Below are 21,379 nucleotides of genomic sequence, written 5' to 3'. Positions count from 1 at the left end.
CGCTATGCGTGCCGCGCCGCAGCGTTCGCCATTCTCTACCGCACGCGCCGCGGACGAGCGACGCTCCTTGGGCAGCCGCCCCTCGTGCAGCGAGCCGGCCGGGCCCAGGCAGAAGTGTCTGACAGCGTCGGCTGAATTGTCATTTTCTTGCATGACATGCAATGATGCATCCGGTGGTGCTCACTGCAGTGTCCTGTCATTTGGGACATTTTCGTGACATTGTTGGGGTGCTCCGCGAAGCAATCGGAGAGCGCACTCATCATCGCTGGCCATGCGCGTCCTTCGTTCGGACGTTCGAACGTCGACTTAGCTCGACTATCTCCTCTGATAGCCGACCTTTCGGAATAAGGGTATTTACCTAGCCCTTCTTCTCAAAAATTTAACAATTTGAAGTTAGAATGAACCTTCTAACATCGATTGTTATGTCATTTCATGACAGTTGAAATCCAGGGCGAAGCATCCGGTCAGCGGCACGGCCGGACTGACGAGCGTTATGGCCAACCGATCGGCCGCGACCCGATTATGGACACCGTGTCGTCATTCGACTGTTGAATACCGACGATCAGAAGTGCGATCCGGGCCGAACTGGTTTTGTGGCGTTTATTCAGTCTTACTAATAATACTTTTGCTCTGGAATCGTTTCCGACTGACATTCAGCACATTCATTGCGCATGTCGTCTCCGGGGCAAGCGGGTTCGAAATCAATCGAGGGAGAAGCAATGAGAGACCTTTCGTCCGAAGTTTTGCTGAAATTCTGCCGAACGAATGCGTCGATTTTTCTTTCGCTCGCCAGCGAAGCGTTTGAAGGGCACAGAAACTCGCCGCCCTGAACCGGCAGGCGAGCAACACCATTCGGGGCATCTGGAATCTTTGAGCAGTGCGCCGGCGCGGCATATCGCCGCGAGCTGACGCACCCGGCTCCATTCGCGCAATACCACAAGCCTATAAAAACCCGCGCAGTTCAATCAATGCCGTAGCCGTTCCTCCCTCGACGCTGGAGGCGGCAGCGCATTGTGGCAAAACAATGGCGGGTATGCGAGACCGCCATTGGGTATTCACGATCCTCGCAGACGTTACGATCACGGATGGAAAGGATGACGAAACGAATCGTAGTAGTAACGGGCGGCATGGGCGGCCTGGGAGAAGCGATCAGTACGAAACTGCACGACGCAGGGTATGCGGTGGTAGTCACGCACTCGCCGAACAACACCGGTGCGGACAAATGGCTGGCTGACATGGAAACTCAGGGCCGGAGCTTCCGCGCTTACCCGGTCGACGTGGCCGACTACGACTCATGCCAGCGTTGCGCGGACAAGATTCGGGCGGAGGTCGGCCCGGTCGACATCCTGGTCAACAACGCGGGGATCACCCAGGACATGACTCTCAGGAAGATGGACAAGGTGAACTGGGATGCGGTCATTCGCACGAACCTCGATTCGGTCTTCAACATGACCAAGCCGCTGTGCGAAGAGATGGTCGCACGAGGCTGGGGGCGCGTCGTCAATATTTCGTCCGTCAACGGTTCAAAAGGCTCGGTCGGCCAGACCAACTACGCCGCGGCCAAGGCCGGCATGCACGGCTTCACCAAGTCGCTAGCACTGGAAGTGGCGCGCAAAGGGGTCACCGTCAACACGATTTCGCCGGGCTACCTGGCCACCAGGATGGTCACCGCGATTCCGCAGGACATCCTCGATACGAAGATCCTGCCGCATATCCCGATGGGCCGTCTCGGCAAGCCCGAGGAAGTCGCGGCGCTCGTGCTCTATCTCTGCTCGGACGATGCCGGCTTCGTGACCGGCTCCAATATCGCGATCAACGGCGGCCAGCACATGCAGTAACGTGACACACCGCGCCGGTATGCGCCGGAACATCGGACGAAGCGGCGTGAACCATTCACGCAACACCCCTGTGCTTCCATGAGAGGAACGTGTCATGAGTGAGACCTGGATGGGCCTGATCATTGGGGGCTCGGCCCTCAGCATCGCAATGCTGATGGTGATTGATCACTATCGCCGTGAGCGCAGACGGGCACGACTGCTACGACAGCTGGATCATCATGAGTGGTGGCATCAACCGCGCGGGCGAATGTAGGTGCATCGTCCGTGCCAATAACAAATCAGATACATCGAGAGGGCTGAAGAATGACACCGGAAACCACCGGACAACTAAAGGCCACAGGCCATCAGATTACGGTTCGTACGAGGCGCGGCTGCATGCGGGTCGCCGCAGTGTGGCAGGTATTGATGCCGGTCGCAGATGCCATCGAGGAGGTACGGATTACGAGCAACCGTAAACGTGACGTCGAAGACATGACGATCGCGTTTGCCGACAGGCTCTCCGGATCGCTGCACACCGTTCTCAGGCAGTTCGAGACGATGCCGTGGGTGGCCGCCGCGGAGCTTTGCTGAACACCGGGGCCGTGCCGCTTGCAATGGGTCGCGTCGCCACGCGACCCCGCGCGCGTCATGCTACCTGGCCCGCCAGGTAGCTGGCGGGCGCGCGCGCCCCGCATGGGTTGTTTGGCACGAACCGGCCAATTGAAGCCGGACGTATACGACCGGACCCAGCCGGTCACCACCTGAGAGAAGTGGATGAAAACAACAATCAGGAAAGGGCCCCCGGACAGGGAGAGCCCCTATACACCCCTGACCGCTGGAGATGCGATTTCCCATCTCGAACGGATCCTGTCCTCCGATGGCGCGGATTCGTTGTTCAGCCGGACCTACTGGCGCGCGCGTGTTCAGCAGGTGAGCGCTACTCAAGGACTGACTCCGCAGCAGCAGGCAAGGCTCGTGAAGTTGCTCGAGTCGCTCCCGCCCCCGGTCCCGAGCGAAGAATCGTGCTAGTCACTTTTCGACCTCGCTACATCGTGGAGATTCGGGCGCAACTCGATTGGCAGGCGGCTGCCGGCTCGGACAGCCAATCGCCAAGCCGCGGACGTACGCCGTCCGCGATGGATCAGAGCTGATCGTCGACATCCAGCAGCCGATCCTCCACCTGCAGGTCTTCGGCGCACTCTCCCCGCAAGGGCAACTCACCGCCTTCCGCTCGGAGTCGATCGCGGACCATTTGGCAGAGGCGTTCGCGCACGAGGATACGTTGTGCCGTATCCATCTGCGCGTAACGCTGAATCTGCGAATCCGAAAAGTGGAGTGTGAGCACGCATCGCGCATCCAGCGTCGTGTCGCCATGTGACTCGACGACCCAGGAGGCCTGGATGAAGAACGTCCGGCCGTCGTCGTAGCTGCTGATCGCGGGCGCCTTCGGCGACTCGAATAGTGTGGAAAGAGCCAGTTCGATTTCTTCGACGCGCTGGTTCAGATCGATGTCTTTCATTGAAACTCCTCCTTGTGGTCGAAGGCCCGGTTGCATGGCATCGGGCGTCGTCGTGACCGCGGGTTCGCTCGACGCTGCGCCCGAGTCGCCCGCTGGCACGAGGGCGCTCGCGTGTCCGCACTATGCGTGCCGGCTTTGCGCCTGGCCCCGCCGAATTGATGAATCGATGAATACGCGAGCAAGAACTGTGTCCGGCTGCCGCTGGCCGCCCAATGAAGAGGCAGCGTGCTTCGGCTGAAGCCGTCGAAATCGCTGGCGCGTCCCGAAGTGGGCGCGCGGCTCGTGAAGCAAAGCGCGGACTACGACCGTGCCAGCGCGCGCTGGCCGGCATCGGCTGGGTGCCGCAGGAACGCAATATCTTCAAGTCGCTGACGGTCGCAGAGAACCTGACGGCGATCGCCGTGTCCGGTCCGTGGGATCTGGCTCGCATCTATCGGATGTTCCCGCGCCTGCAGGAGCGCCGCGCCAATATGGGCAACCAGCTCTCCGGCGGCGAGCAACAGATGTTGGCCATCGGCCGCGCGCTGATGCTCAATCCCAAGGTGCTGCTGCTCGACGAACCGCTCGAGGGCCTCGCGCCGATTATCGTGCAGGACCTGTCTCGGAGATCATCCGCGAAGGCCTCTCAGTGATTCTGGTCGAGCAGAACGCGCGCAAGGCGCTGGGCATCACGCACAACGCCGTGGTGCTCGAGCGCGGCTCGGTCGTTCATTCGAGTACGGCGGCCGAGTTGCTGGCCCAGGATCACAAGATCGATACCTTGCTGGCGGGGAAAACCAGCGTGCACGCCGGAGCACTCTGCCGCCAACCGGGCTACACCGCGAAAGTCGCAACCGCCCTGTTGAACGCATCCGGTCTCGCGACATTCATCCCATGCGACGCACCGTCGATCGTTTCGCGTTCGGCAAACTCGATCCACTGTTCGAGCTTGTCGACCGTATTGCGGAACATACGGGGACTTTTCTGGCCGTCGATCAACAACGTACGGCACTTGATATCGCGCGCGGCTTCCGGCGTATAGGCGGGAAGCGGATCGAGCAACTGCTTTGGCAGCGTGAGCGCGTTGTCGAGCGCCATGCGACGAAAGCTCTCCGGGCTTTTGTTCCAGAACCCCGGCATGCTCACCGAGTCGACGAACATCGACAAGCCGGCGTCGAACTCGCCCCGCTCGATCAGTTCCGCGACCCGTGCGCGCAACACGTTGGTCGCCGGCGGCATGAACGCGGGCTGCCCCCTCGGTTCGGTTTGCAGCGGGCCGCCGGGATCGGCTAGCGTCAGCGTTTTCACGAGGCGCGGAAATTCGCGCGCGAGATGGAAAGCCACGCACCCACCCCGCGAGTGACCGACCAGATGAACGGGAGCAAGGTCGAGCGCCGTGATGAATCCGGCAATTTCCTCGACGTGCGCTTCCCAACTGAAGTCGCTGTGTCCAAATGCATCGATCTCGGGCCAGTAATGGCTCAAGCTCGGCGCGAAGCAGCGAAACCGACCCGACAGGGAGGCCATCTGGGCGTCCCAATAGCGATAGTCGCAAAGCGAGCCGTGCACGAACACCATCGGCTCGCCGCGCCCGGACTCGACATACGGTATCGCAAGACTCGATGCAGTGGTCACAAACGATGGCGCGGACGCGCCAAAGGCCGGGGCCAGAATCGATGGGCTGGTACGTGCATTCATCACAGGGCTCCTTTGGCGCCACTATCGAGGGTGTGCTCGCAAAAGAAAATCGCATAATATTGATGGAATCGATCTACTTTTCTGATATCAACCATCATGGCAACGGAAATGAAAGCGCTCGATCTGGACGTGCTGTCCATGATCATCGCGGTCGCGGACGCCGGCACGATCAGTCGCGCGGCGCAGGTCGTGCATCGTTCGCAATCGGCGGTGAGCATGCAGATCAAGACGCTCGAGACGGCGCTCGGCAAGGCGCTTTTCGTGCGCAAGCCTCGCAGCGTGGTGCCGACACAGGACGGCGAAATGCTGTTGACCTACGCGCGGCGGATGATCGCCCTGCGCGACGAAGCGTGGGCAGCGGTGGTACGGCCCGACGTGACCGGACGCGTGGTGATCGGCGTGCCTGACGACTATGCGACGTCACTGTTCCCGCCGATCCTCAAGAAATTCTCGGCGACCTATCCGAAGGCGGAGATTCAGGTAGTGGGCCTGCCAAGCGTCGCTCTCGAGCCCATGTTGAAAGACGGCACGGTCGATCTCGTCTGCGCGACGCGCGTGAAAGGATTGCACGGCGAGTTCCTGCGTCACGAACCGATGGTCTGGGCCGCCGCGCCAGGCGCGACCGAGATCTGGCGTGAAAGGCCCTTGCCGATCGCCGTGTTTTTGCCCGGCAGCGTCGCGCGGGAGAAAGCCATCCGGAGCCTGGAGCGCGCGCGCATCACGTATCGAACCTCGTATGAAAGTCCGAGTCTGCTGGGTCTGCTGACGATGGCCGAGGCCGGACTCGCGGTGACTCCTTTGGCCAAGTGCGCGGTACCGGCTCACTTCTCGCTGCTGGGAACCGCGAATGGCCTGCCGGAAATCGGCACGCTTGAAGTCGTGCTGGCGCGAAGTGCCGCTTCGAAACGACCTGTGTGCGATTTTCTCGCGGAACGCATTCTCGCCGACCTGAAGAATTAACCCGCAGATCGACGGTTGCGTATCACGCCGCGGCGGACAGTTCCGACGGAGCGTACTTCGAGGTCGCGAGCGCTTCGGCGGGAACGGCAACGTGCGCGCGCCGCACCCGCGCGCCGCCGAGAAACAGTCCGCTCGGGCGCTCTCGTCCGCCGCAAAGACGTGGCGGTGCCAACGACCTCAGGACGACTCCCCCTCCTGGACCCCGCGCGACGCGCACATCCGCCACGAAGCCTTCGGCACGGCAGCGGTTTGCGCAACGTCGCGCCACCAGCGTTCGCCGCGATGCACCGCGGTCAGATCGAGCCGCTCGCCCATGCGCGGTGTCGACAGCGCGACGCCGCGCGCGAGCGCCAGCCCCGTCACCCTTTCGAACGGCTCCTGCCAGCGATGCATCGCGAGGTCGAAGGTGCCGTTATGGATCGGCACGAGCCAGCGGCCGCGCAGGTCGATATGCGCCTGCACGGTTTCTTCGGGCTGCATATGGACGTATGGCCACATCGCGTCGTACGCGCCGGTCTCGATCAACGTGACGTCGAATGGTCCGAGGCGCTCGCCGATCGCGCTGAAACCCTCGAAGTAACCGGTGTCGCCGCTGAAAAACACGCGCAAATCGTGATCGACGATCACCCACGACGCCCACAACGTCCGGTTGCCGTCGAACAGGCTGCGCCCGGAGAAGTGCTGCGCGGGCGTCGCGGTGAACTCGATGCCCTCGACCTCCGTGCCCTGCCACCAGTCGAACTGCCGGACCTTTGCCGCGTCGATACCCCATTCGATGAGCCGGTCGCCGACCCCAAGCGGCGTCAAAAACACCTCGGTATGCTGCGCCAGTATCAGCACGGTTTCGCGGTCGAGATGGTCGTAGTGATCGTGCGACAGGATCACGCCGTGCAGCGGCGGCAAATCGTCGAGTGAGATCGGCGGCGCATGAAAGCGCTTCGGACCGAGCTTGCGGAACGGAGACGCCCGCTCGGCGAACACGGGATCGGTCAGCCAGAACTTGCCGCGCAACTTCAGCAGCATCGTCGAATGACCGAGCCGGTACAGGCTGCGGTCGGGCGCCGCGTCGAGTTGCGCGCGCGTCAGCGTTTCGACCGGCAATGCGTCGGCCGGCACGGTGCCGCGCGGCTTGTTGAACAGCACCGTCCACGCGAGGCCGAGCGTTTTGCGCAGGCTTTCCGCCGGACGCGGCTTGACGTTGCGAAAGCGCTCGCCGTCATGCTGCGGCGACAGGCTGAACCTCGCGCGGCTGCGCAGTGCGGCGTTCACGCCGAGCATTCGGCGGACAAAGGCGGGAAGCGACGTCATGAAGTTGACCTTCCGAAGAAAATTTACACTCGGCAGTGTAGTTTATTTTCAAGAAAAGTAAACTGGCCAGTGTAAAATCGTTGGATGGAATCCTGTGCCCGCCCCCAACGTCTGACTGACCGAAAGCGCGTCGCGATCGTCGCTGCCGCGATCGAGGAATTCCTCGCGGCCGGCTACGACGCTACCAGCATGGACCGTATCGCCGCCCGCGCGAATGTCTCGAAGCGCACGGTCTATAACCATTTCCCGAGCAAGGAAGCGCTTTTCGCGGCGATTCTCCATCAGCTGTGGGACGCGAGCCATGACGGCGATGCACCCTCTTATCGTGCTGACCAACCGTTGCGCGCGCAGTTGCTCGATCTGCTGGAGCGCAAGCTGCGGCTGCTTCACGACGAGTCCTTTTTGTCGCTTGCACGGGTGGCGATCGCGGCTGGCATCCATTCACCGGAGCGCGCGCGGGACATGGTCGCTCGCATGGGCGAACGCGAGGAAGATCTGACGGCGTGGGTCCGGGCGGCCGCCGCGGACGGCCGCATCAAGACCGATGACCCCGTCTTCGCGGCACTGCAGTTGCAGGGGCTCGTGAAGGCTTTTGCCTTCTGGCCGCAAGTGGCGATGGGGCAAGTGCCGCTCGATGCCAGCGAGCAGAAGCGCATCGCGGAAGCGGCGGCGGATATGTTTCTCGCGCGGTATGCGTGAGTCGGTTTGCCGGGTTGGGGCGTCAGGTCGATCGCGTTCAGACGAGCGTACGCGTAGCAATCGCTGTGGCTTTACCCGACAGGGCAAGAAGTTCTTTGCTCGAAGGCGGAGGTGCACGCAGCAACCTTCCGGGAAGCGGCGCCGCGAGAGCGAACTCTTTCTTTTTTCGCAAACGTTTGCCCCCAGGTATCAAGTCTGAGCATCCCAAGCCGAAAACGCGTACATCGCCACGAAACTTTGGAGACCCCGACGTGACGCGCGTTGTGCTCTTACTTGCCGTAATGTTTGTAACGGGCTGTGCACAACTGCAGCAGCCCAATACGGCTCAAGCCGAGAAACCTGCGGTGTCGGACGTGATCATGAAGTTCGACATTCCCGCCGATGCACTCGGCGCGCGCGATCCGCAACTGACTACGGTGCTCGCCAAGGCGGGTGCGCTCGCCGCCGCGCAGAAGCAGCCCACTGTGATCCGCGTAACGGCGCTGGGCCAGGACTTCAAGTACATCAACCAGGCGATCTGGCGGGGCGTGCCGCAGCAGGGGCTCAAACCCACGCTCGAAAACCTTACGACCGGCGCGAACCAGACGTACAGCGTCTCGATCCAGCCGCTACATGCGGGGAGCTGACACGATGCGCCCGATTGCTTTCGCCGCGGCATCGCTATGCTTAGGTTCGGCCGCATGGGCGGGCCAGCCCGCTGCCAGCGCGCCTGCGACTGCGGCCGGCACTGCCACCGCTGTCACCACAGCCTCTGCGGACAAGGTCTACCCGCCGCTGCCCACGCTCTCCATGCTGCCGCCCTCCACCGGCGACGACGACGATCTTCCCGCGCCGCGCTCGACGTCGCACAACAAGAAAAAGACGCACCAGCACGATTGCCGCTGCGCGATGCCCACGCCGCGCCTCGTCGTCTCCGATGCGTCGCGCACCTATCTCAAGGACATCGAGCGGCAGCTCGATTCCGCGCTGGCGCAGTAAAGCAGGACCTGGAGCCCCGACTCATGGACCAGCACAAGACCAACGCCTTCCGCCCTTTGCGGTCGTGGGCCCTATGCGCCTGGGCGGCGCTGCTGGCGCTCGGCAGTTCGACCGCGCAAGCCGCCCCGTCCGCCGACGATTGCTTCGACAAGGCCGGCGCTTACCAGGGCGTCAATCCGCACGTGCTGCGCGCCGTGGCATGGCGCGAATCGAAAGGCGACGCGAGCGCCATCAACCGCAACGCCAACGGTTCGATCGACGTGGGGCAATTGCAGATCAATTCGATCCACTTTCCTGAACTCGAGAGCCGGGGCATTCCGCACCGCGCGCTCACGGACCCGTGCGTGAATATCTTCGTGGCCGCGTGGCTGCTCAAGCAGAAGATGGTGCGATACGGCAACACATGGCGCGCAATCGGAGCGTATCACTCGGAATCGCCGCACGAGCGCGACGCCTACGCGCGCAGCATCCAGGCGATTCTCGTGAGCTGGGGGCTGTTGCAGCCGGAGCGGTAAGGTTCAGGCGCAGGCCTGTCGGGGCAAAGCCGCCACGCCCGACCTGACGAAGCAGGCAAACGCAACCCACTCCGCTAACTGCTCGTCGACGCAAGCTCCATTCGCTTGCGCTGCAGGAACCGGCGCACGGCCGGATCACGCTCAAGGCCGATTGCCAGATCGTACGCGTCGAGTGCTTGCGCAGTCGCGCCGGCACGCGCGAGCAGATTGGCGCGTGCGGCCCAGTAGGGCTGGTAGTCGGCCAGCCGCGGGGCGTCCGCATACGGCGCAAGCGCGTCGAGCGCCGCCTGCGGGCCGTCGCGTTCGGCCACGGCAAGCGCACGGTTCACGGCGACCACCGGCGACGCTGCAATGGCGAAGAGCCCATCGTAGAGCTGCACGATTTCGTCCCAGTTCGGGCGACGCGTCCGGCAGCGATCCACATGCGCCGACTGCAGCGCGGCCTCGAGCTGAAAGCGCCCGATTGCGTTGAGCGCGTTCGCGCGCCGCAGCAGTGCGTTCGCCGCGTCGATCATCGGCGCGTTCCACGTTGCAGGGTCCTGGGCCGACAGCGGCACGTAGTCGCCAGCCGCATCGCGTCGCGCATCACGCCGCGACTGTGCAAACAGCATCAGCGCGAGCAGGCCCAACGTTTCCGGTTCGTCGGGAAGCAATTCGACCAGCAGTTGCGCGAGATACAGCGCCTCGTCGGCGAGGTCGCGTCGCTCGGTATCGCCGCCGACCGGGTCCGTCCAACCTTCCGCATACGCCGCATAGACCGCTTCGAGCACCGCGTCGAGCCGGCCGGGCAGCTCCTCGCGCTCGGGCACGCTGAACGGAATGCCCGCTTCGCGGATCTTGGTCTTCGCCCGCACGAGACGTTTGCTCATCGCGGCGGGCGACATCAGGAACGCGGACGCAATCGTCTTCGCTTCCAGCCCCAACACCACTTGCAGCATCAGCGGCGTCCGAATCGCGGCCTCGAGCGCAGGGTGCGTGCACGCGAACAGCAGCGCAAGCCGCCGGTCGGGCAACGCGCCTGCCTCACTCTCGTCGATCTCGTCGGCGAGGATCATCAACTGGTTCGCCACGTCGTCGCCAACCTGGCGGCGACGCGCGCCGTCAATCGCCCGGCGGCGCGCAACCGTCATCAGCCACGCTTCAGGACTCGCGGGACAGCCGTGCTCCGGCCAGTCCGCGAGCGCGGCCGCGAATGCGTCGGCGAGCGCGTCCTCGGCTGCGGCGACGTCGCGCGTGCGCATCGCCAGCAGCGCGACGAGCTTGCCGTAGCTGCGGCGAGCGACCGCCTCGGCAATCGACCGCGCGGCGCCGTCATCGCCCAGGGCGCCGCCGGACGCACTCATGCAGTGGGTGCTTCGTAAGGGGCGGTCCAGACCGGGCGCACCTCCATGACGCCGTGGGCCGCGCCGGGACAACGCGACGCCCACGACATCGCCGCGTCGAGGTTCGGCACGTCGATCAGGTAGTAGCCGGCGAGTTGCTCCTTCGAATCGGAATACGGTCCATCGAGCACCTGCGGCTTGCCGTCGACGAGCCGCACCGTGGTGGCCGTGTTCGTGTGCTGCAGCCGGTTGGCCCCCACCAGAGCCCCCGCTTTCTTCAACGATTCGGTGTACGCGTGATAGGCGGCAACGCCTTGCTGCCGCTCGCTTTCGGTCATCTTGCTCCAGCCGTTTTCTTCCGAGTAGATCATCAACAGGTATTCCATTTGAGCCTCCGTCATGGGGTTGAGGCGGATGAATTGCATTGGCCGCCATCACAATGACGCGCGGGCCGCATGCTGACGGACAGGGGGCGTCAAAAAAATCGCCGACGACCGCCTGGGACCCACGCCGCATTGGAAACAGACGCCTGGATCACAGCCCGTTCGACCGTGTTTCGCCAAGCATTGTCGGACGGGTCAAGTGCCTTGTCGACCGGGGATTGACTGCGGCGCGGTAAGGCCGGACCGCGATCCCTGTTCGGCATGATCCGGTGTCGGCGGAACACTCGCTAGGTCCTGACCGGGACAAAGGCCGGACCGGGATCAGACGTCAGAATTTCCGAAACGAAATCGATAAATACGCGGGTCTTGGTCGGCAATCGTCGGCCAGCAGGATGAACGGCGTGGATGGGCATCGGCGCCGGCGCGAAATCCGGCAACAGGCTGACGACCGCACCGCTCGCGATCTCCGGTGCAAAGAGCCACGCCGGCGCTTGAACCAGTCCCATATGGGCGAGCACGGCAGCGCGAATCTGTTCCGCGTCGCCGGTGTGAAAATTGCCGGACGGGACGTGCAAGCCGGGACCGTCGACGTTTTCGAAGCGCCACGCCCGCGGCTCGCGCAGCGGTGCGAAAACGACGCAGGCATGTCGGGCGAGATCCTGTGGCCGTTCGGGGCGCCCGTGTTTTTCGAGGTAATCCGGCGTTGCGACGACAACGACTGGGCTCGATGCCAGTTGCCTTGCAATCATCGAAGAGTCGGCAAGCCGCCCGCTTTTGATCGAAAGGTCGAAGCCCTCCTCGACCAGATTGACGGTTCGCTCCGTGGCCGACAGGTCCACCGACACGGTCGGATACCTGGCGAAAAATGCCGGCAGGCGCGGCACCACATACAGCCGGCCAAAAACCGGCGCCACGGTGACCCGGACCATCCCGGCTGGCGAAACCTGACCGCGCCCGACGGACGATTCGAGCTCCGTGAAATCTCCAATGATGCGCAAACCCGCTTCATAGACCGATTGTCCTGTCTCGGTCAGCGTCATGCTGCGCGACGTGCGCCTGACCAGTTGCGCGCCAAGATGGCGTTCGAGCGACGCGATCTGCTTGCTGACCGCGGGCTGGCCCACGCCGATTTCGCGCGCCGCCGCAGCGAAACTCCCGCTCTCGACGATGCGGACGAAAAGTTTGAGCGCATCCAGACGGTCCACTCCTTGCCTCCCAAAATTTCCGGAATGGAATTGATTGTATTCCGTTCGGCCTTCTTCTGGACGCTGGGCGGAATAGATATCGTCTGCCCATCGACCACCACTAAACGAAGGAGCAAATGATGAGCGTCGTACAGCAGACCAACCTGATCGAGATGCGGCACCCCTTGAGTGACGACGACCGCGAGGCGGCGATCTCGGTGCTCGACCGTACTCAGCGACTCTTTGCGGAATTCGGCGGAGCCTCGCGTGAGGCCTACGACGCGATGACGGCGCAAACGCCTATAGCGGATGGCGTCGATCTTGAAAGAGTCGAGAGCGCGGACGTAATGGGTTGGTGGATTCGGCCCGAATCCGCCGTGGCCGGCCGCGCGATCGTCTTTCTGCACGGAGGCGCGTTCGTACTCGGGTCTGCCACCGGTTATCGCGGCCTGGCGAGTCAGATCGCCGTGCGTGCCGGCATCGACACCTTCGTTCTCGACTATCCGCTTGCGCCCGAGCATCCGTTTCCCGCGGCATACGATGCCGTGATCGAAGCGTTGCGGTGGATAGCGCAGTCAGGCATTCGCGACATCGCGCTGGTTGGCGACTCGGCAGGCGGCGGGCTCGCGCTTGCGGCGCTGGGCGCTGATGGAGGTCGGTCGATGAACGTTTCTTGTGTGGCCACTTTTTCGCCGTGGCTCGATCTTGCGTTGACGGGCCCGTCGTCGCGCAGCGAGGAGACCCGCGACCCGGTCTTGACGCGGCCGATACTCGCCGATGCCGCCGCCGCGTACCTTGGGTCAGCCGATCCCGCGGACCGACGGGCGTCGCCGCTGTACCACGTTCCCGCACATCTGCCGCCGATCGCCATTCAGGTCGGTACGGACGAACTGCTGCTCGACGACGCCCGGCGCTACGCGGCTGCCGCTGCGCAGCGGGGAAACACGGTGCAGTTGGAAATCTACGAGGGACTCCATCACGCGTTCCAGCGCTCGACCGACGAGCTTGCAAGCGCCCGATACGCGTTGGACCAGGTCGCGGGGTTTGTCTTGCGATGCGGATCGGCTATCGCCAGGCCCTGAGATTCATCTGCGATCCCGGCGAGGCTGGCCCGCGCGGACCTCGACTCGAACGCCGCAAAAAAAAATGGCGCCGCAGGCATTCAGCCCACGGCGCCATTTCGTGGCGCTACGACGCGAACCACACGCCGTAGTCCGACAGCACACTTACATCGTCACGGCGTCGGCGACTTCCTTGAAGTCCTCGATCTGGTCGAAGTTCATGTATTGATAGATCTTGTCGCCGTTGGCGTTGAGCACGCTCATGTCGGCCATGTACTCTTCCTTGGTCGGGATCTTGCCGAGACGCGAGCAGATCGCCGCCAGTTCCGCCGAGCCGAGGTACACGTTCGTGTTCTTGCCGAGGCGGTTCGGGAAGTTACGGGTCGACGTCGACATGACCGTCGCGCCTTCGCGCACCTGTGCCTGGTTGCCCATGCACAGCGAGCAGCCCGGCATTTCGGTACGCGCACCAGCCGTGCCGAAGACGCCGTAATGGCCTTCCTCGGTCAGTTGCTTCTGGTCCATCTTGGTCGGCGGGGCCACCCACAGCTTGACCGGGATGTCGCGCTTACCTTCCAGCAGCTTCGACGCGGCGCGGAAGTGACCGATGTTGGTCATGCACGAGCCGATGAACACTTCGTCGATCTTCGCGCCGGCTACGTCGGACAGCGTCTTCACGTCGTCCGGATCGTTCGGGCAGGCCACGATCGGCTCGTGGATGTCGGCGAGATCGATCTCGATGACGGCTGCGTATTCGGCGTCGGCATCCGGCGACAGCAGTTGCGGGTCGGCCAGCCACTGCTCCATCGCCTTGATGCGGCGCTGCAGGCTGCGCGGATCCTGGTAGCCCTGGGCGATCATCCACTTCAGCAGCGTGACGTTGCTGTTCAGGTATTCGATGATCGGTTCCTTGTTCAGGTGCACCGTGCAACCGGCGGCCGAGCGCTCGGCGGAAGCATCCGACAGTTCGAACGCTTGCTCGACCTTCAGATCGGGCAGGCCTTCGATTTCGAGAATGCGGCCGGAGAAGATGTTCTTCTTGCCTTGCTTGGCAACCGTCAGCGTGCCTTGCTTGATCGCGTACAGCGGAATCGCGTTGACGAGGTCACGCAGGGTCACGCCCGGCTGCATCTTGCCCTTGAAGCGGACCAGCACCGATTCCGGCATGTCCAGCGGCATCGTGCCGGTGGCGGCCGCGAAGGCGACCAGACCCGAACCGGCCGGGAAGCTGATGCCGATCGGGAAGCGCGTGTGCGAGTCGCCGCCGGTGCCCACGGTGTCGGGCAACAGCATGCGGTTCAGCCACGAGTGGATCACGCCGTCGCCCGGGCGCAGCGCGATGCCGCCACGGTTGCTGATGAAGTTCGGCAGCGTCTGGTGGGTCTTGACGTCCACCGGCTTCGGATAAGCGGCGGTGTGGCAGAACGACTGCATGACGAGATCGGCCGAGAAGCCGAGGCACGCCAGGTCCTTCAGCTCGTCGCGGGTCATCGGGCCCGTGGTGTCCTGCGAGCCGACCGAGGTCATCTTCGGTTCGCAGTACGTGCCCGGACGGACGCCTTGGCCTTCCGGCAGACCGCAAGCGCGGCCGACCATCTTCTGCGCCAGCGAGAAGCCCTTGCCGCTGTTGGCGGGCTGCTGCGGCAGGCGGAACAGCGTCGACGGGGCGAGGCCCAGCGCTTCGCGTGCCTTGGCGGTCAGGCCGCGGCCGATGATCAGCGGAATGCGGCCGCCGGCGCGCACTTCATCGAACAGCACGTCGGACTTGACCTGGAACTCGGCGATCACTGCGCCGTTCTTCAGGGCTTTGCCTTCGTACGGGCGCAGTTCGACCACGTCGCCCATTTCCATCTGCGACACGTCGAGTTCGATCGGCAAAGCGCCGGCGTCTTCCATCGTGTTGTAGAAGATCGGGGCGATCTTGCCGCCGAGGCACACGCCGCCGAAGCGCTTGTTCGGGATGAACGGGATGTCTTCGCCCGTGAACCACAGCACCGAGTTGGTGGCCGACTTGCGCGAGGAGCCGGTGCCGACCACGTCGCCCACGTACGCGACCAGGTGGCCCTTTTCTTTCAGCGACTCGATGAACTTGACCGGGCCGCGCTTGCCGTCCTCTTCCGGGGTGATACCGGGACGCGCGTTCTTCAGCATTGCCAGTGCGTGCAGCGGGATGTCCGGACGGGTGGTCGCATCCGGGGCCGGCGACAGGTCGTCGGTATTGGTTTCGCCCGTCACCTTGAAGACGGTGATGGTCAGGCTTTGCGGCACTTCCGGACGGCTCGTGAACCATTCGGCGTCGGCCCAGCTCTGCATCACGGCCTTCGCATTGGCGTTGCCCTTGTCGGCCAGTTCCTTGACGTCGTGGAACTGGTCGAACATCAGCAGGGTTTTCTTCAGCGCGTCGGCGGCCACGGTGCCCACTTCGGCGTCGGACAGCAGTTCGATCAGCGGCTGGATGTTGTAGCCGCCCAGCATCGTGCCGAGCAGTTCGGTGGCACGGGCGCGCGAAATCAGCGCGCAGGCGGTCTGGCCGTTGGCCACGGCGGCGAGGAAGCCTGCCTTCACGCGGGCGGCTTCGTCCACACCGGCGGGCACGCGATTGGTGATCAGGTCGAGCAGCGTCTGCTCTTCGCCAGCGGGCGGGTTCGTCAGGAGTTCGACCAGCTCGGCGGTCTGCTGAGCCGTCAGCGGCAGGGGAGGAATGCCGAGCGCGGCGCGCGCGGCCACGTGAGCACGAAAATTTTCAAGCATGGTGGACCTGCTGGTATTTGCGTTTCAGGGAAAGGCTTTTAAGGCACTCCAAGCTGTGCCGGGCACTGCTTCGATCGCGATTTTAATTGCAATACCCATGCAAGGTCAAATGTCTTATGTCTTATATAAGAGTTGCGCCCCTCCTGCACCGCAAAAGCACCGACTGTGTAAGCCGCTTCAATCATTCGCAGCGCCCGAACACTTTGATTACTGCCCGCTTAACGGCTACAACAGAGGATGTCCGGCGATGTTCTTCCCGGCCGGATCCAACCGGCAGCGGAGGCGTGAATGAGCTATCAACTGATGGGCAGCATCCTCGAAGTGTGTGAATGCAAGGTGCTGTGTCCGTGCTGGATCGGAGAAGATCCCGATAACGGCATTTGCCGCAGCGCGCTTGCATACCACTACGAGCAAGGCATGATCGACGGCGTCGATGTATCGGGCCTGACGATCGCGTTCGCGGCGTTCATTCCCGGCAACGTGCTCAAAGGCGGCTGGCGCGTCGCGATGTTCGTCGACGAGCGCGCGAGCGACGCGCAATTCGATGCCCTGGTTAGCGTGCACCGTGGCGAGCGCGGTGGCCCCATCGCGGATCTCGTGCAGTTGATCGGCGAAGTCGTGTCCGTGGAACGCGCGCCGATCGAATACGCGGTCGTCGACGGCAAGGGCAGGATGAAAGTCGGCGAAGCCATCGAGGCCGAGTTGGAGCCCTATCGCGGCCCGACCGGCGAGCCGACCAAACTGGTCGAAAGCATCTTTTCGACGATACCGGGCTCCCCTGCTTTCGTCGGCAAGGCGAACGCATTCCGCCTGCGGCACGAAAAGCTCGGTCTCGACCTCGCCTTGACCGGACATAACGCCATTCAGGGATCGTTCAGCTTCGCGTCGTGAAGATGCTCGCACGCTCGCGGCTGTTCGCGCCGCTGTTCGTCGCATTGACGGGCAGCGCGTGGATCGCGTTATGGATATGGGACGCGGGGCCCTATGCGCGTTTTCTGCATCATGCGAGTTGGGCCGAACTGCCGCTCGTCGGCGCGATATGCCGTCAGGTGCCCGGCGCGAGCCTCACGATTGCGGCATTGCTGCACAGCGTCGCATGGCTGCTGATGATCGCGGCCATGATGCTGCCGACCGCCTTCCCGCTCTTCGACACGTTCCGGCGGATGACCGTCGCGCGCGCCAACCGGCGCACCCTGATGGCGCTTCTGATCGTCGGTTATGCGACGATGTGGGCGCTGTTCGGCGTGCTTGCGCACGGCTTCGACGCGGCGCTCCATCTGATCGCGGACCAGTCTGCGAGCTTGCTTGCAAACGGCTGGCTGATCGGCGCCGCGATCGTCGCGCTCGCGGGCCTTTATCAGTTCAGCAGCCTCAAGCATAGATGTCTCGACAAATGCCGCTCGCCGCTGATGTTCATCACCGAGCATTGGCGCGGCAGGAGCGCGCGCCGCGAGAGCTTTGCGCTCGGCATCAGTCACGGCGCTTTTTGCATCGGCTGCTGTTGGGCCCTGATGCTGCTGATGTTCGCGGTCGGCACTGGCAGCGTCGGCTGGATGCTGGCGCTCGGCGCGATCATGTCGGCCGAGAAGAATTTCCGCTGGGGCAGCTCCATCGGCAAGCCGCTCGGCATTGCGTTGCTTGTGTGGTCCGCATGGATCGTCGTACAGCACGCCCGCATCGCCTGAGCCATGCGCGGCATCTTGCGCCCCCGTAGCCCCGTTACCCCTCTGCGCTTCCAAAGAACGCGGTGAGTTCATCGGCGACCGCGCGCGGTTGTTCTTCTGGAATGAAGTGCCCGCAGTGACTGATGATGCGGCCTTTGACGTCGGTGAAAAAGGCTCTCAAAGGTGTTGCCATATCGGCGATGGAACCTTGATCGGAACCGAGCGTCAGCAGTGGCAGGTCGAGCATGCCTCGTTGCTTCAGTTCTGCATTCTGTTGGGCGGACACATGCGCGGCCCGGTAATACGCAAGGCCCGCGCGTAAGCCGCCGTCTTTCTTGAGAATGCGTAGATATTCATCGATATCGGCGTCAGTGAAAGTATCGGGATTGGCCGCCTTTCGCCGCAAAAACCAGTCGAGGTATTCACGTTCCTTGCCGGCGAGCAGCACTTCCGGCAGGTCCGGTAGCCCGTGAAATGCGAAATGCCAGGTGCGCCATGCACGCTCGGGCGCGCTCGGCAACGCATCAGGCAACGTCACGCCGGGGATCCCCGCATCCAGCAGCGCGAGTCGCCGGATCTCGTCGCCGAACATTACGGCGTAAGGAAAAGCCACCCACGCTCCAATGTCGTGTGCAGCAAGAAAGTACCGGGTCATCCCCAGTTGCTGGAGCAAACCGTGAACATGGCTCGCAAGGGTTTGTGTGTCGTAGCCGTCCATCGGACGATCCGAATCACCTTGTCCGGGAAGGTCCGGTGCGACGACTCGGTAGGTCTTTGCAAGCAGTCCCATCACTTTGCGCCAGGCGAACCAGCTCTCGGGAAAGCCCGCGAGCAACACGACCACGTCGCCCTGTGGGTTTCCACCGGTGACGTAGTGCAGCCTCAGTCCGTCTACGGTTGCGAACTTGTGCTCGAATCCTGCTAACCCCGCAACGGGCCTTGCTACTGGCAACGTGCTTACGAATCCGGAACTCCCTGATGGCACCGGCGAGTGATGTGTTTTCACGAACGAAACTCCTCTGGGTTGGGGGATGACACCGTTGAGCGGCTTTTCTCATTGGCTGATGATGTTAGGAAATGGACGTTTCCTAATAGGGTGAGCGGCACGCGGAGGTCATGCGATGCTGTGTCTTGCTGTGCTTAGTCCAGCAGACGCATGGCCTGATCCGCCGCCGCCATCATGTGTGCCCGGGATCGCCCGACTTTGCCGACGACCCTGAAACCTTGCGTCAGACTCAGCAGTGCGCGGCCGGTAGCGTCCGGATCCACGGCGGACGCGATCGAACCGTCTGTCTGGCCCACTCGGATCAAACGACACAACAGACGCTCCGTTCGCTGCAAAGACGCGACCACGTGACTCGCGACCTCATCATCGAAGGCCACCAGGTCGACTGCACTTCCGACTACGAGACAGCCTCGCTTGCCCTCTTCGCCAATTGCAGACTCAGCATAAAACCGCAGAATGGCCCGTACCTTGTCGCGGCCGGTCTGCTCCGCGTCGAGCAGGCTCTGCAACTGGCCATTTCGTAGGTGGATGTAGCGCTCGAGCGCGGCAAGGAATACCGCTCGCTTATCGGCGAACGCCTTGTAGATACTGCCGGCGGTGAGCCCCATCGCGGACCCAAGGTCGCCAAGAGACGTCCCTTGATAACCGCGCTCACGAAAAATCTGGATTGCGCCGTCCAGCGCGACGTCCATGTCGAATTCGCGTGGACGACCTGGAGCACGTGGCTGTCTGGCAGCATGGTTGCGTGTAGTCATACGGCGATTATAGGAAATGATCATTTCCTAATCAAGATGTCCCAACGTGTACAGGCATTCGCGCCAGGCTCGTCGACCGTCTCATCCACTTTTTCCGTGTACGACTTTTATCCGAGGCCACTGGGGACGATCGGCCGTGACGCGGTCCAACCAATCCGGTGTAGTCTGACAGTCCGGTGCTCATTTCGGAGGCGGCATGGAACGGGAGCTGAAGCTGCGCGTTGCAAACGAAGATCTCGTCAAATTGCGTAACGCGTCGATGCTTGCGCAATCAGAAGCCACAGCGGGAACGCCTCACCTGCTGACGAGCACCTATTTCGATACGCCCGATTTTTCATTTCACTGGTGCGGGGCTTCGCTGCGCGTGCGCACCGTCGGCAACGAGAAAATCCAGACGCTGAAGCGCGAAGGATCGGCCAAGGCGGGGTTGTTCGACCGGGACGAGTTCGAGATGCCAGTGAATAGCGACGCGCCCGATCTGACGCTGCTGTACGACCAGATCCCCGACGACAGCGACTGCGGAAAGCTGATTCGCGACGAGACCGTCGCGGCCCAACTGAAGCCGGTGTTCGTCACGCGGATCAACCGGTCAGCGTTTGTGCTGCGCCAGCCGTCCGGAGACGAACTCGAGCTTGCTCTCGCCGAAGGAAGCGTCGAAGCGGATTCGGGATCAGTGCAGATCGCCGCGGTGGAACTGGAACTGAAACAGGGCAATCCGGATATGCTGTACCGCGTCGCGCTGGAAATGCTCGAAACTGTGCCGCTGCGTATCGATCATCGCAGCAAGGCGGATATCGGGTATGCACTGCTCGTCGACGAGCACAGCGAGGCGGTGAAAGCGCAACCAGTGCGACTGAACAAACGCGACTCGGTCGAGGATGCGTTCTGCGTGATTGTGCGCAACTGTCTGGACCAGGTCCACGCGAATGAACGGGGCGTCGTGTCGGGCCACGATCCATCGAGCGTCCATCAGATGCGCGTGGGACTTCGTCGCTTGCGTTCGGCTCTCGACCTGTTTGCGAAGGTCATCCCCGCCTCGTCCGGATTCGACGAGGAGTTGCGCTGGATTGCCTCGGAACTCGGCGGCGCGCGCGACTGGGAAGTGCTTGCGGGATCGACGCTCGACCATGCCGGCGCCGACGGCAATGCGGACGAGATCCGGCCCGTCAGACAGGCGTGCGAGCAGATTGCCGTCAACAACCGGCAGCGCGCGGCGGCCGCGGTCGAGTCGGTTCGCTACACGCGGCTCGCGCTCCAGTTCGCGCTCTGGATGAACCGCAAAGGTTGGCGAGATGAGATGTCCGACGAACAGCGCAACGCAATCAGCGGCCCGGTGAAGTCATTCGCCGCCGATGTCCTGCGTCGTCGGCACAAGAAACTGATCAAACGTGGCAAGGGTTTGGCCGATCTGGACGATCACCGTCGTCACCGCGCCCGCATCGCGGCGAAAAAAGTTCGATACGCCACCGAGTTCTTTGCGTCGCTATGCCCGAAGCAGGCCGTTCGCCATTATGTCGACGCGCTCACCGCGCTTCAGGATGATCTCGGCTGGCGCAACGATGCCGTCGTCGCCGATCAGCTTCTGAAGTCGTTGTTGAAAACGTCGCCGGAAGCAGCCTCGGGCGCGGCCTTCGCACGCGGCTTCCTCGCGTCACGCGTCGCTGCCGATCATCAGACATTGAAGAAGCTGTGGAAGCGCTTCAAACTGCTTTCGTCACCGCACTGACGCGAACAATTCACCGCGAGGTATCCGGGCGCGAACGTGTCACGCGCAACACTC

At 63.0% G+C, this 21,379-nt stretch carries 22 protein-coding genes and 1 pseudogene; 14 read left to right on the top strand and 9 right to left on the bottom strand.

Going from position 1 to position 21,379, the window contains the following annotated elements; translation table 11 throughout:
* Window positions 1-1,094: 1,094 nt before the first annotated feature.
* From phbB to HDG34_RS39665, 3 genes are all read left to right on the top strand, one after another.
* Window positions 1,095-1,838 carry an acetoacetyl-CoA reductase gene (gene phbB / locus HDG34_RS35760; RefSeq protein WP_184044861.1) on the top strand — a complete coding sequence of 248 codons (744 nt, stop codon included), beginning with the start codon at window positions 1,095-1,097 and terminating at the stop codon, window positions 1,836-1,838.
* Between the two features lie 303 nt (window positions 1,839-2,141).
* On the top strand, window positions 2,142-2,408 hold the full coding sequence (locus HDG34_RS35755) for a hypothetical protein (RefSeq protein ID WP_184067919.1): 267 nt from the start codon (window positions 2,142-2,144) through the stop codon (window positions 2,406-2,408).
* Window positions 2,409-2,591: 183 nt separating this feature from the next.
* On the top strand, window positions 2,592-2,846 hold the full coding sequence (locus HDG34_RS39665) for a hypothetical protein (protein ID WP_260321441.1): 255 nt from the start codon (window positions 2,592-2,594) through the stop codon (window positions 2,844-2,846).
* Between the two features lie 112 nt (window positions 2,847-2,958).
* On the opposite strand, the gene HDG34_RS35750 is transcribed toward HDG34_RS39665, so the two are convergent.
* Window positions 2,959-3,336, bottom strand: a complete 378-nt coding sequence (locus HDG34_RS35750) for a DUF3022 domain-containing protein (RefSeq protein ID WP_018422505.1) — start codon at window positions 3,334-3,336, stop codon at window positions 2,959-2,961.
* Between the two features lie 299 nt (window positions 3,337-3,635).
* On the opposite strand from HDG34_RS35750, the pseudogene HDG34_RS39985 reads away from it, so the two are divergent.
* A pseudogene (locus HDG34_RS39985) lies at window positions 3,636-4,105 on the top strand (ABC transporter ATP-binding protein); the annotation flags it as partial.
* A 44-nt stretch (window positions 4,106-4,149) separates the two neighbouring features.
* Here HDG34_RS39985 and HDG34_RS35740 read toward each other — a convergent pair.
* Window positions 4,150-5,013, bottom strand: coding sequence for an alpha/beta fold hydrolase (locus HDG34_RS35740; RefSeq protein ID WP_184067916.1), 864 nt, complete (start codon window positions 5,011-5,013; stop codon window positions 4,150-4,152).
* A gap of 108 nt (window positions 5,014-5,121) precedes the next feature.
* On the opposite strand from HDG34_RS35740, the gene HDG34_RS35735 reads away from it, so the two are divergent.
* Window positions 5,122-5,973 (top strand): LysR substrate-binding domain-containing protein, encoded by an 852-nt coding sequence (locus tag HDG34_RS35735; RefSeq protein ID WP_184044869.1) that lies wholly within the window; start codon window positions 5,122-5,124, stop codon window positions 5,971-5,973.
* 177 nt (window positions 5,974-6,150) lie between these two features.
* Here HDG34_RS35735 and HDG34_RS35730 read toward each other — a convergent pair whose 3' ends face one another.
* Window positions 6,151-7,281, bottom strand: a complete 1,131-nt coding sequence (locus HDG34_RS35730; RefSeq protein ID WP_184067913.1) for an MBL fold metallo-hydrolase — start codon at window positions 7,279-7,281, stop codon at window positions 6,151-6,153.
* 84 nt (window positions 7,282-7,365) lie between these two features.
* On the opposite strand from HDG34_RS35730, the gene HDG34_RS35725 reads away from it, so the two are divergent.
* The 4 genes from HDG34_RS35725 (at window position 7,366) to HDG34_RS35710 (ending at window position 9,473) form a co-directional block, all read left to right on the top strand.
* Window positions 7,366-7,980 (top strand): TetR/AcrR family transcriptional regulator, encoded by a 615-nt coding sequence (locus HDG34_RS35725; protein WP_184067909.1) that lies wholly within the window; start codon window positions 7,366-7,368, stop codon window positions 7,978-7,980.
* Window positions 7,981-8,231: 251 nt separating this feature from the next.
* Window positions 8,232-8,606: a hypothetical protein gene (locus tag HDG34_RS35720; protein WP_184067907.1), complete on the top strand. Its 375-nt coding sequence runs from the start codon at window positions 8,232-8,234 to the stop codon at window positions 8,604-8,606.
* Between the two features lie 4 nt (window positions 8,607-8,610).
* Complete coding sequence (locus tag HDG34_RS35715; protein ID WP_184067904.1) at window positions 8,611-8,958, top strand: hypothetical protein; 348 nt, start codon at window positions 8,611-8,613, stop codon at window positions 8,956-8,958.
* A 23-nt stretch (window positions 8,959-8,981) separates the two neighbouring features.
* Window positions 8,982-9,473, top strand: coding sequence for a lytic transglycosylase domain-containing protein (locus HDG34_RS35710; protein WP_184067903.1), 492 nt, complete (start codon window positions 8,982-8,984; stop codon window positions 9,471-9,473).
* Between the two features lie 74 nt (window positions 9,474-9,547).
* Here HDG34_RS35710 and HDG34_RS35705 read toward each other — a convergent pair whose 3' ends face one another.
* The 3 genes from HDG34_RS35705 to HDG34_RS35695 all read right to left on the bottom strand — a co-directional run bounded on the left by HDG34_RS35705 (window position 9,548) and on the right by HDG34_RS35695 (window position 12,347).
* Complete coding sequence (locus HDG34_RS35705) at window positions 9,548-10,816, bottom strand: RNA polymerase sigma factor (protein ID WP_184067900.1); 1,269 nt, start codon at window positions 10,814-10,816, stop codon at window positions 9,548-9,550.
* Window positions 10,813-11,181: a YciI family protein gene (locus HDG34_RS35700; protein ID WP_184067896.1), complete on the bottom strand. Its 369-nt coding sequence runs from the start codon at window positions 11,179-11,181 to the stop codon at window positions 10,813-10,815. The genes HDG34_RS35705 and HDG34_RS35700 overlap by 4 nt, the downstream gene beginning before the upstream one ends.
* A 284-nt stretch (window positions 11,182-11,465) precedes the next feature.
* The gene (locus tag HDG34_RS35695; protein ID WP_311734913.1) at window positions 11,466-12,347 is read right to left on the bottom strand and encodes a LysR family transcriptional regulator; all 882 of its coding nucleotides are present in this window, start codon (window positions 12,345-12,347) and stop codon (window positions 11,466-11,468) included.
* On the opposite strand from HDG34_RS35695, the gene HDG34_RS39980 reads away from it, so the two are divergent.
* Both HDG34_RS39980 and HDG34_RS35690 read left to right on the top strand, forming a co-directional pair.
* The gene (locus tag HDG34_RS39980) at window positions 12,243-12,503 is read left to right on the top strand and encodes a hypothetical protein (protein WP_311734915.1); all 261 of its coding nucleotides are present in this window, start codon (window positions 12,243-12,245) and stop codon (window positions 12,501-12,503) included. The genes HDG34_RS35695 and HDG34_RS39980 overlap by 105 nt on opposite strands.
* Window positions 12,503-13,444, top strand: a complete 942-nt coding sequence (locus HDG34_RS35690; protein WP_260321440.1) for an alpha/beta hydrolase — start codon at window positions 12,503-12,505, stop codon at window positions 13,442-13,444. Before HDG34_RS39980 ends, HDG34_RS35690 begins: the two co-directional genes overlap by 1 nt.
* Window positions 13,445-13,588: 144 nt before the next feature.
* Here HDG34_RS35690 and acnB read toward each other — a convergent pair whose 3' ends face one another.
* Window positions 13,589-16,174 (bottom strand): bifunctional aconitate hydratase 2/2-methylisocitrate dehydratase, encoded by a 2,586-nt coding sequence (gene acnB / locus HDG34_RS35685; RefSeq protein ID WP_184067887.1) that lies wholly within the window; start codon window positions 16,172-16,174, stop codon window positions 13,589-13,591.
* Between the two features lie 288 nt (window positions 16,175-16,462).
* Here acnB and HDG34_RS35680 point away from each other — a divergent pair, with 288 nt between their 5' ends.
* Both HDG34_RS35680 and HDG34_RS35675 read left to right on the top strand, forming a co-directional pair.
* Window positions 16,463-17,065 carry a DUF1326 domain-containing protein gene (locus tag HDG34_RS35680; RefSeq protein ID WP_184067884.1) on the top strand — a complete coding sequence of 201 codons (603 nt, stop codon included), beginning with the start codon at window positions 16,463-16,465 and terminating at the stop codon, window positions 17,063-17,065.
* Between the two features lie 2 nt (window positions 17,066-17,067).
* Window positions 17,068-17,859: a DUF2182 domain-containing protein gene (locus tag HDG34_RS35675; protein ID WP_184067959.1), complete on the top strand. Its 792-nt coding sequence runs from the start codon at window positions 17,068-17,070 to the stop codon at window positions 17,857-17,859.
* Between the two features lie 34 nt (window positions 17,860-17,893).
* On the opposite strand, the gene HDG34_RS35670 is transcribed toward HDG34_RS35675, so the two are convergent.
* Window positions 17,894-18,844, bottom strand: coding sequence for an alpha/beta fold hydrolase (locus tag HDG34_RS35670; RefSeq protein ID WP_409259715.1), 951 nt, complete (start codon window positions 18,842-18,844; stop codon window positions 17,894-17,896).
* Window positions 18,845-18,978: 134 nt separating this feature from the next.
* Window positions 18,979-19,536: a TetR/AcrR family transcriptional regulator gene (locus HDG34_RS35665; protein WP_184067881.1), complete on the bottom strand. Its 558-nt coding sequence runs from the start codon at window positions 19,534-19,536 to the stop codon at window positions 18,979-18,981.
* 259 nt (window positions 19,537-19,795) lie between these two features.
* On the opposite strand from HDG34_RS35665, the gene HDG34_RS35660 reads away from it, so the two are divergent.
* Entirely contained in the window at window positions 19,796-21,325 is a 1,530-nt protein-coding gene (locus HDG34_RS35660; protein WP_184067878.1) for a CYTH and CHAD domain-containing protein, read from the top strand.
* The last annotated feature ends 54 nt before the right edge of the window (window positions 21,326-21,379 follow it).

This window comes from Paraburkholderia sp. HC6.4b (assembly GCF_014200875.1).
GTDB classification, from domain to species: Bacteria; Pseudomonadota; Gammaproteobacteria; order Burkholderiales; family Burkholderiaceae; genus Paraburkholderia; species Paraburkholderia tuberum.
Note: the sequence above shows the minus strand (reverse complement) of the source record. Positions and strands in the feature narration are given on the sequence as shown.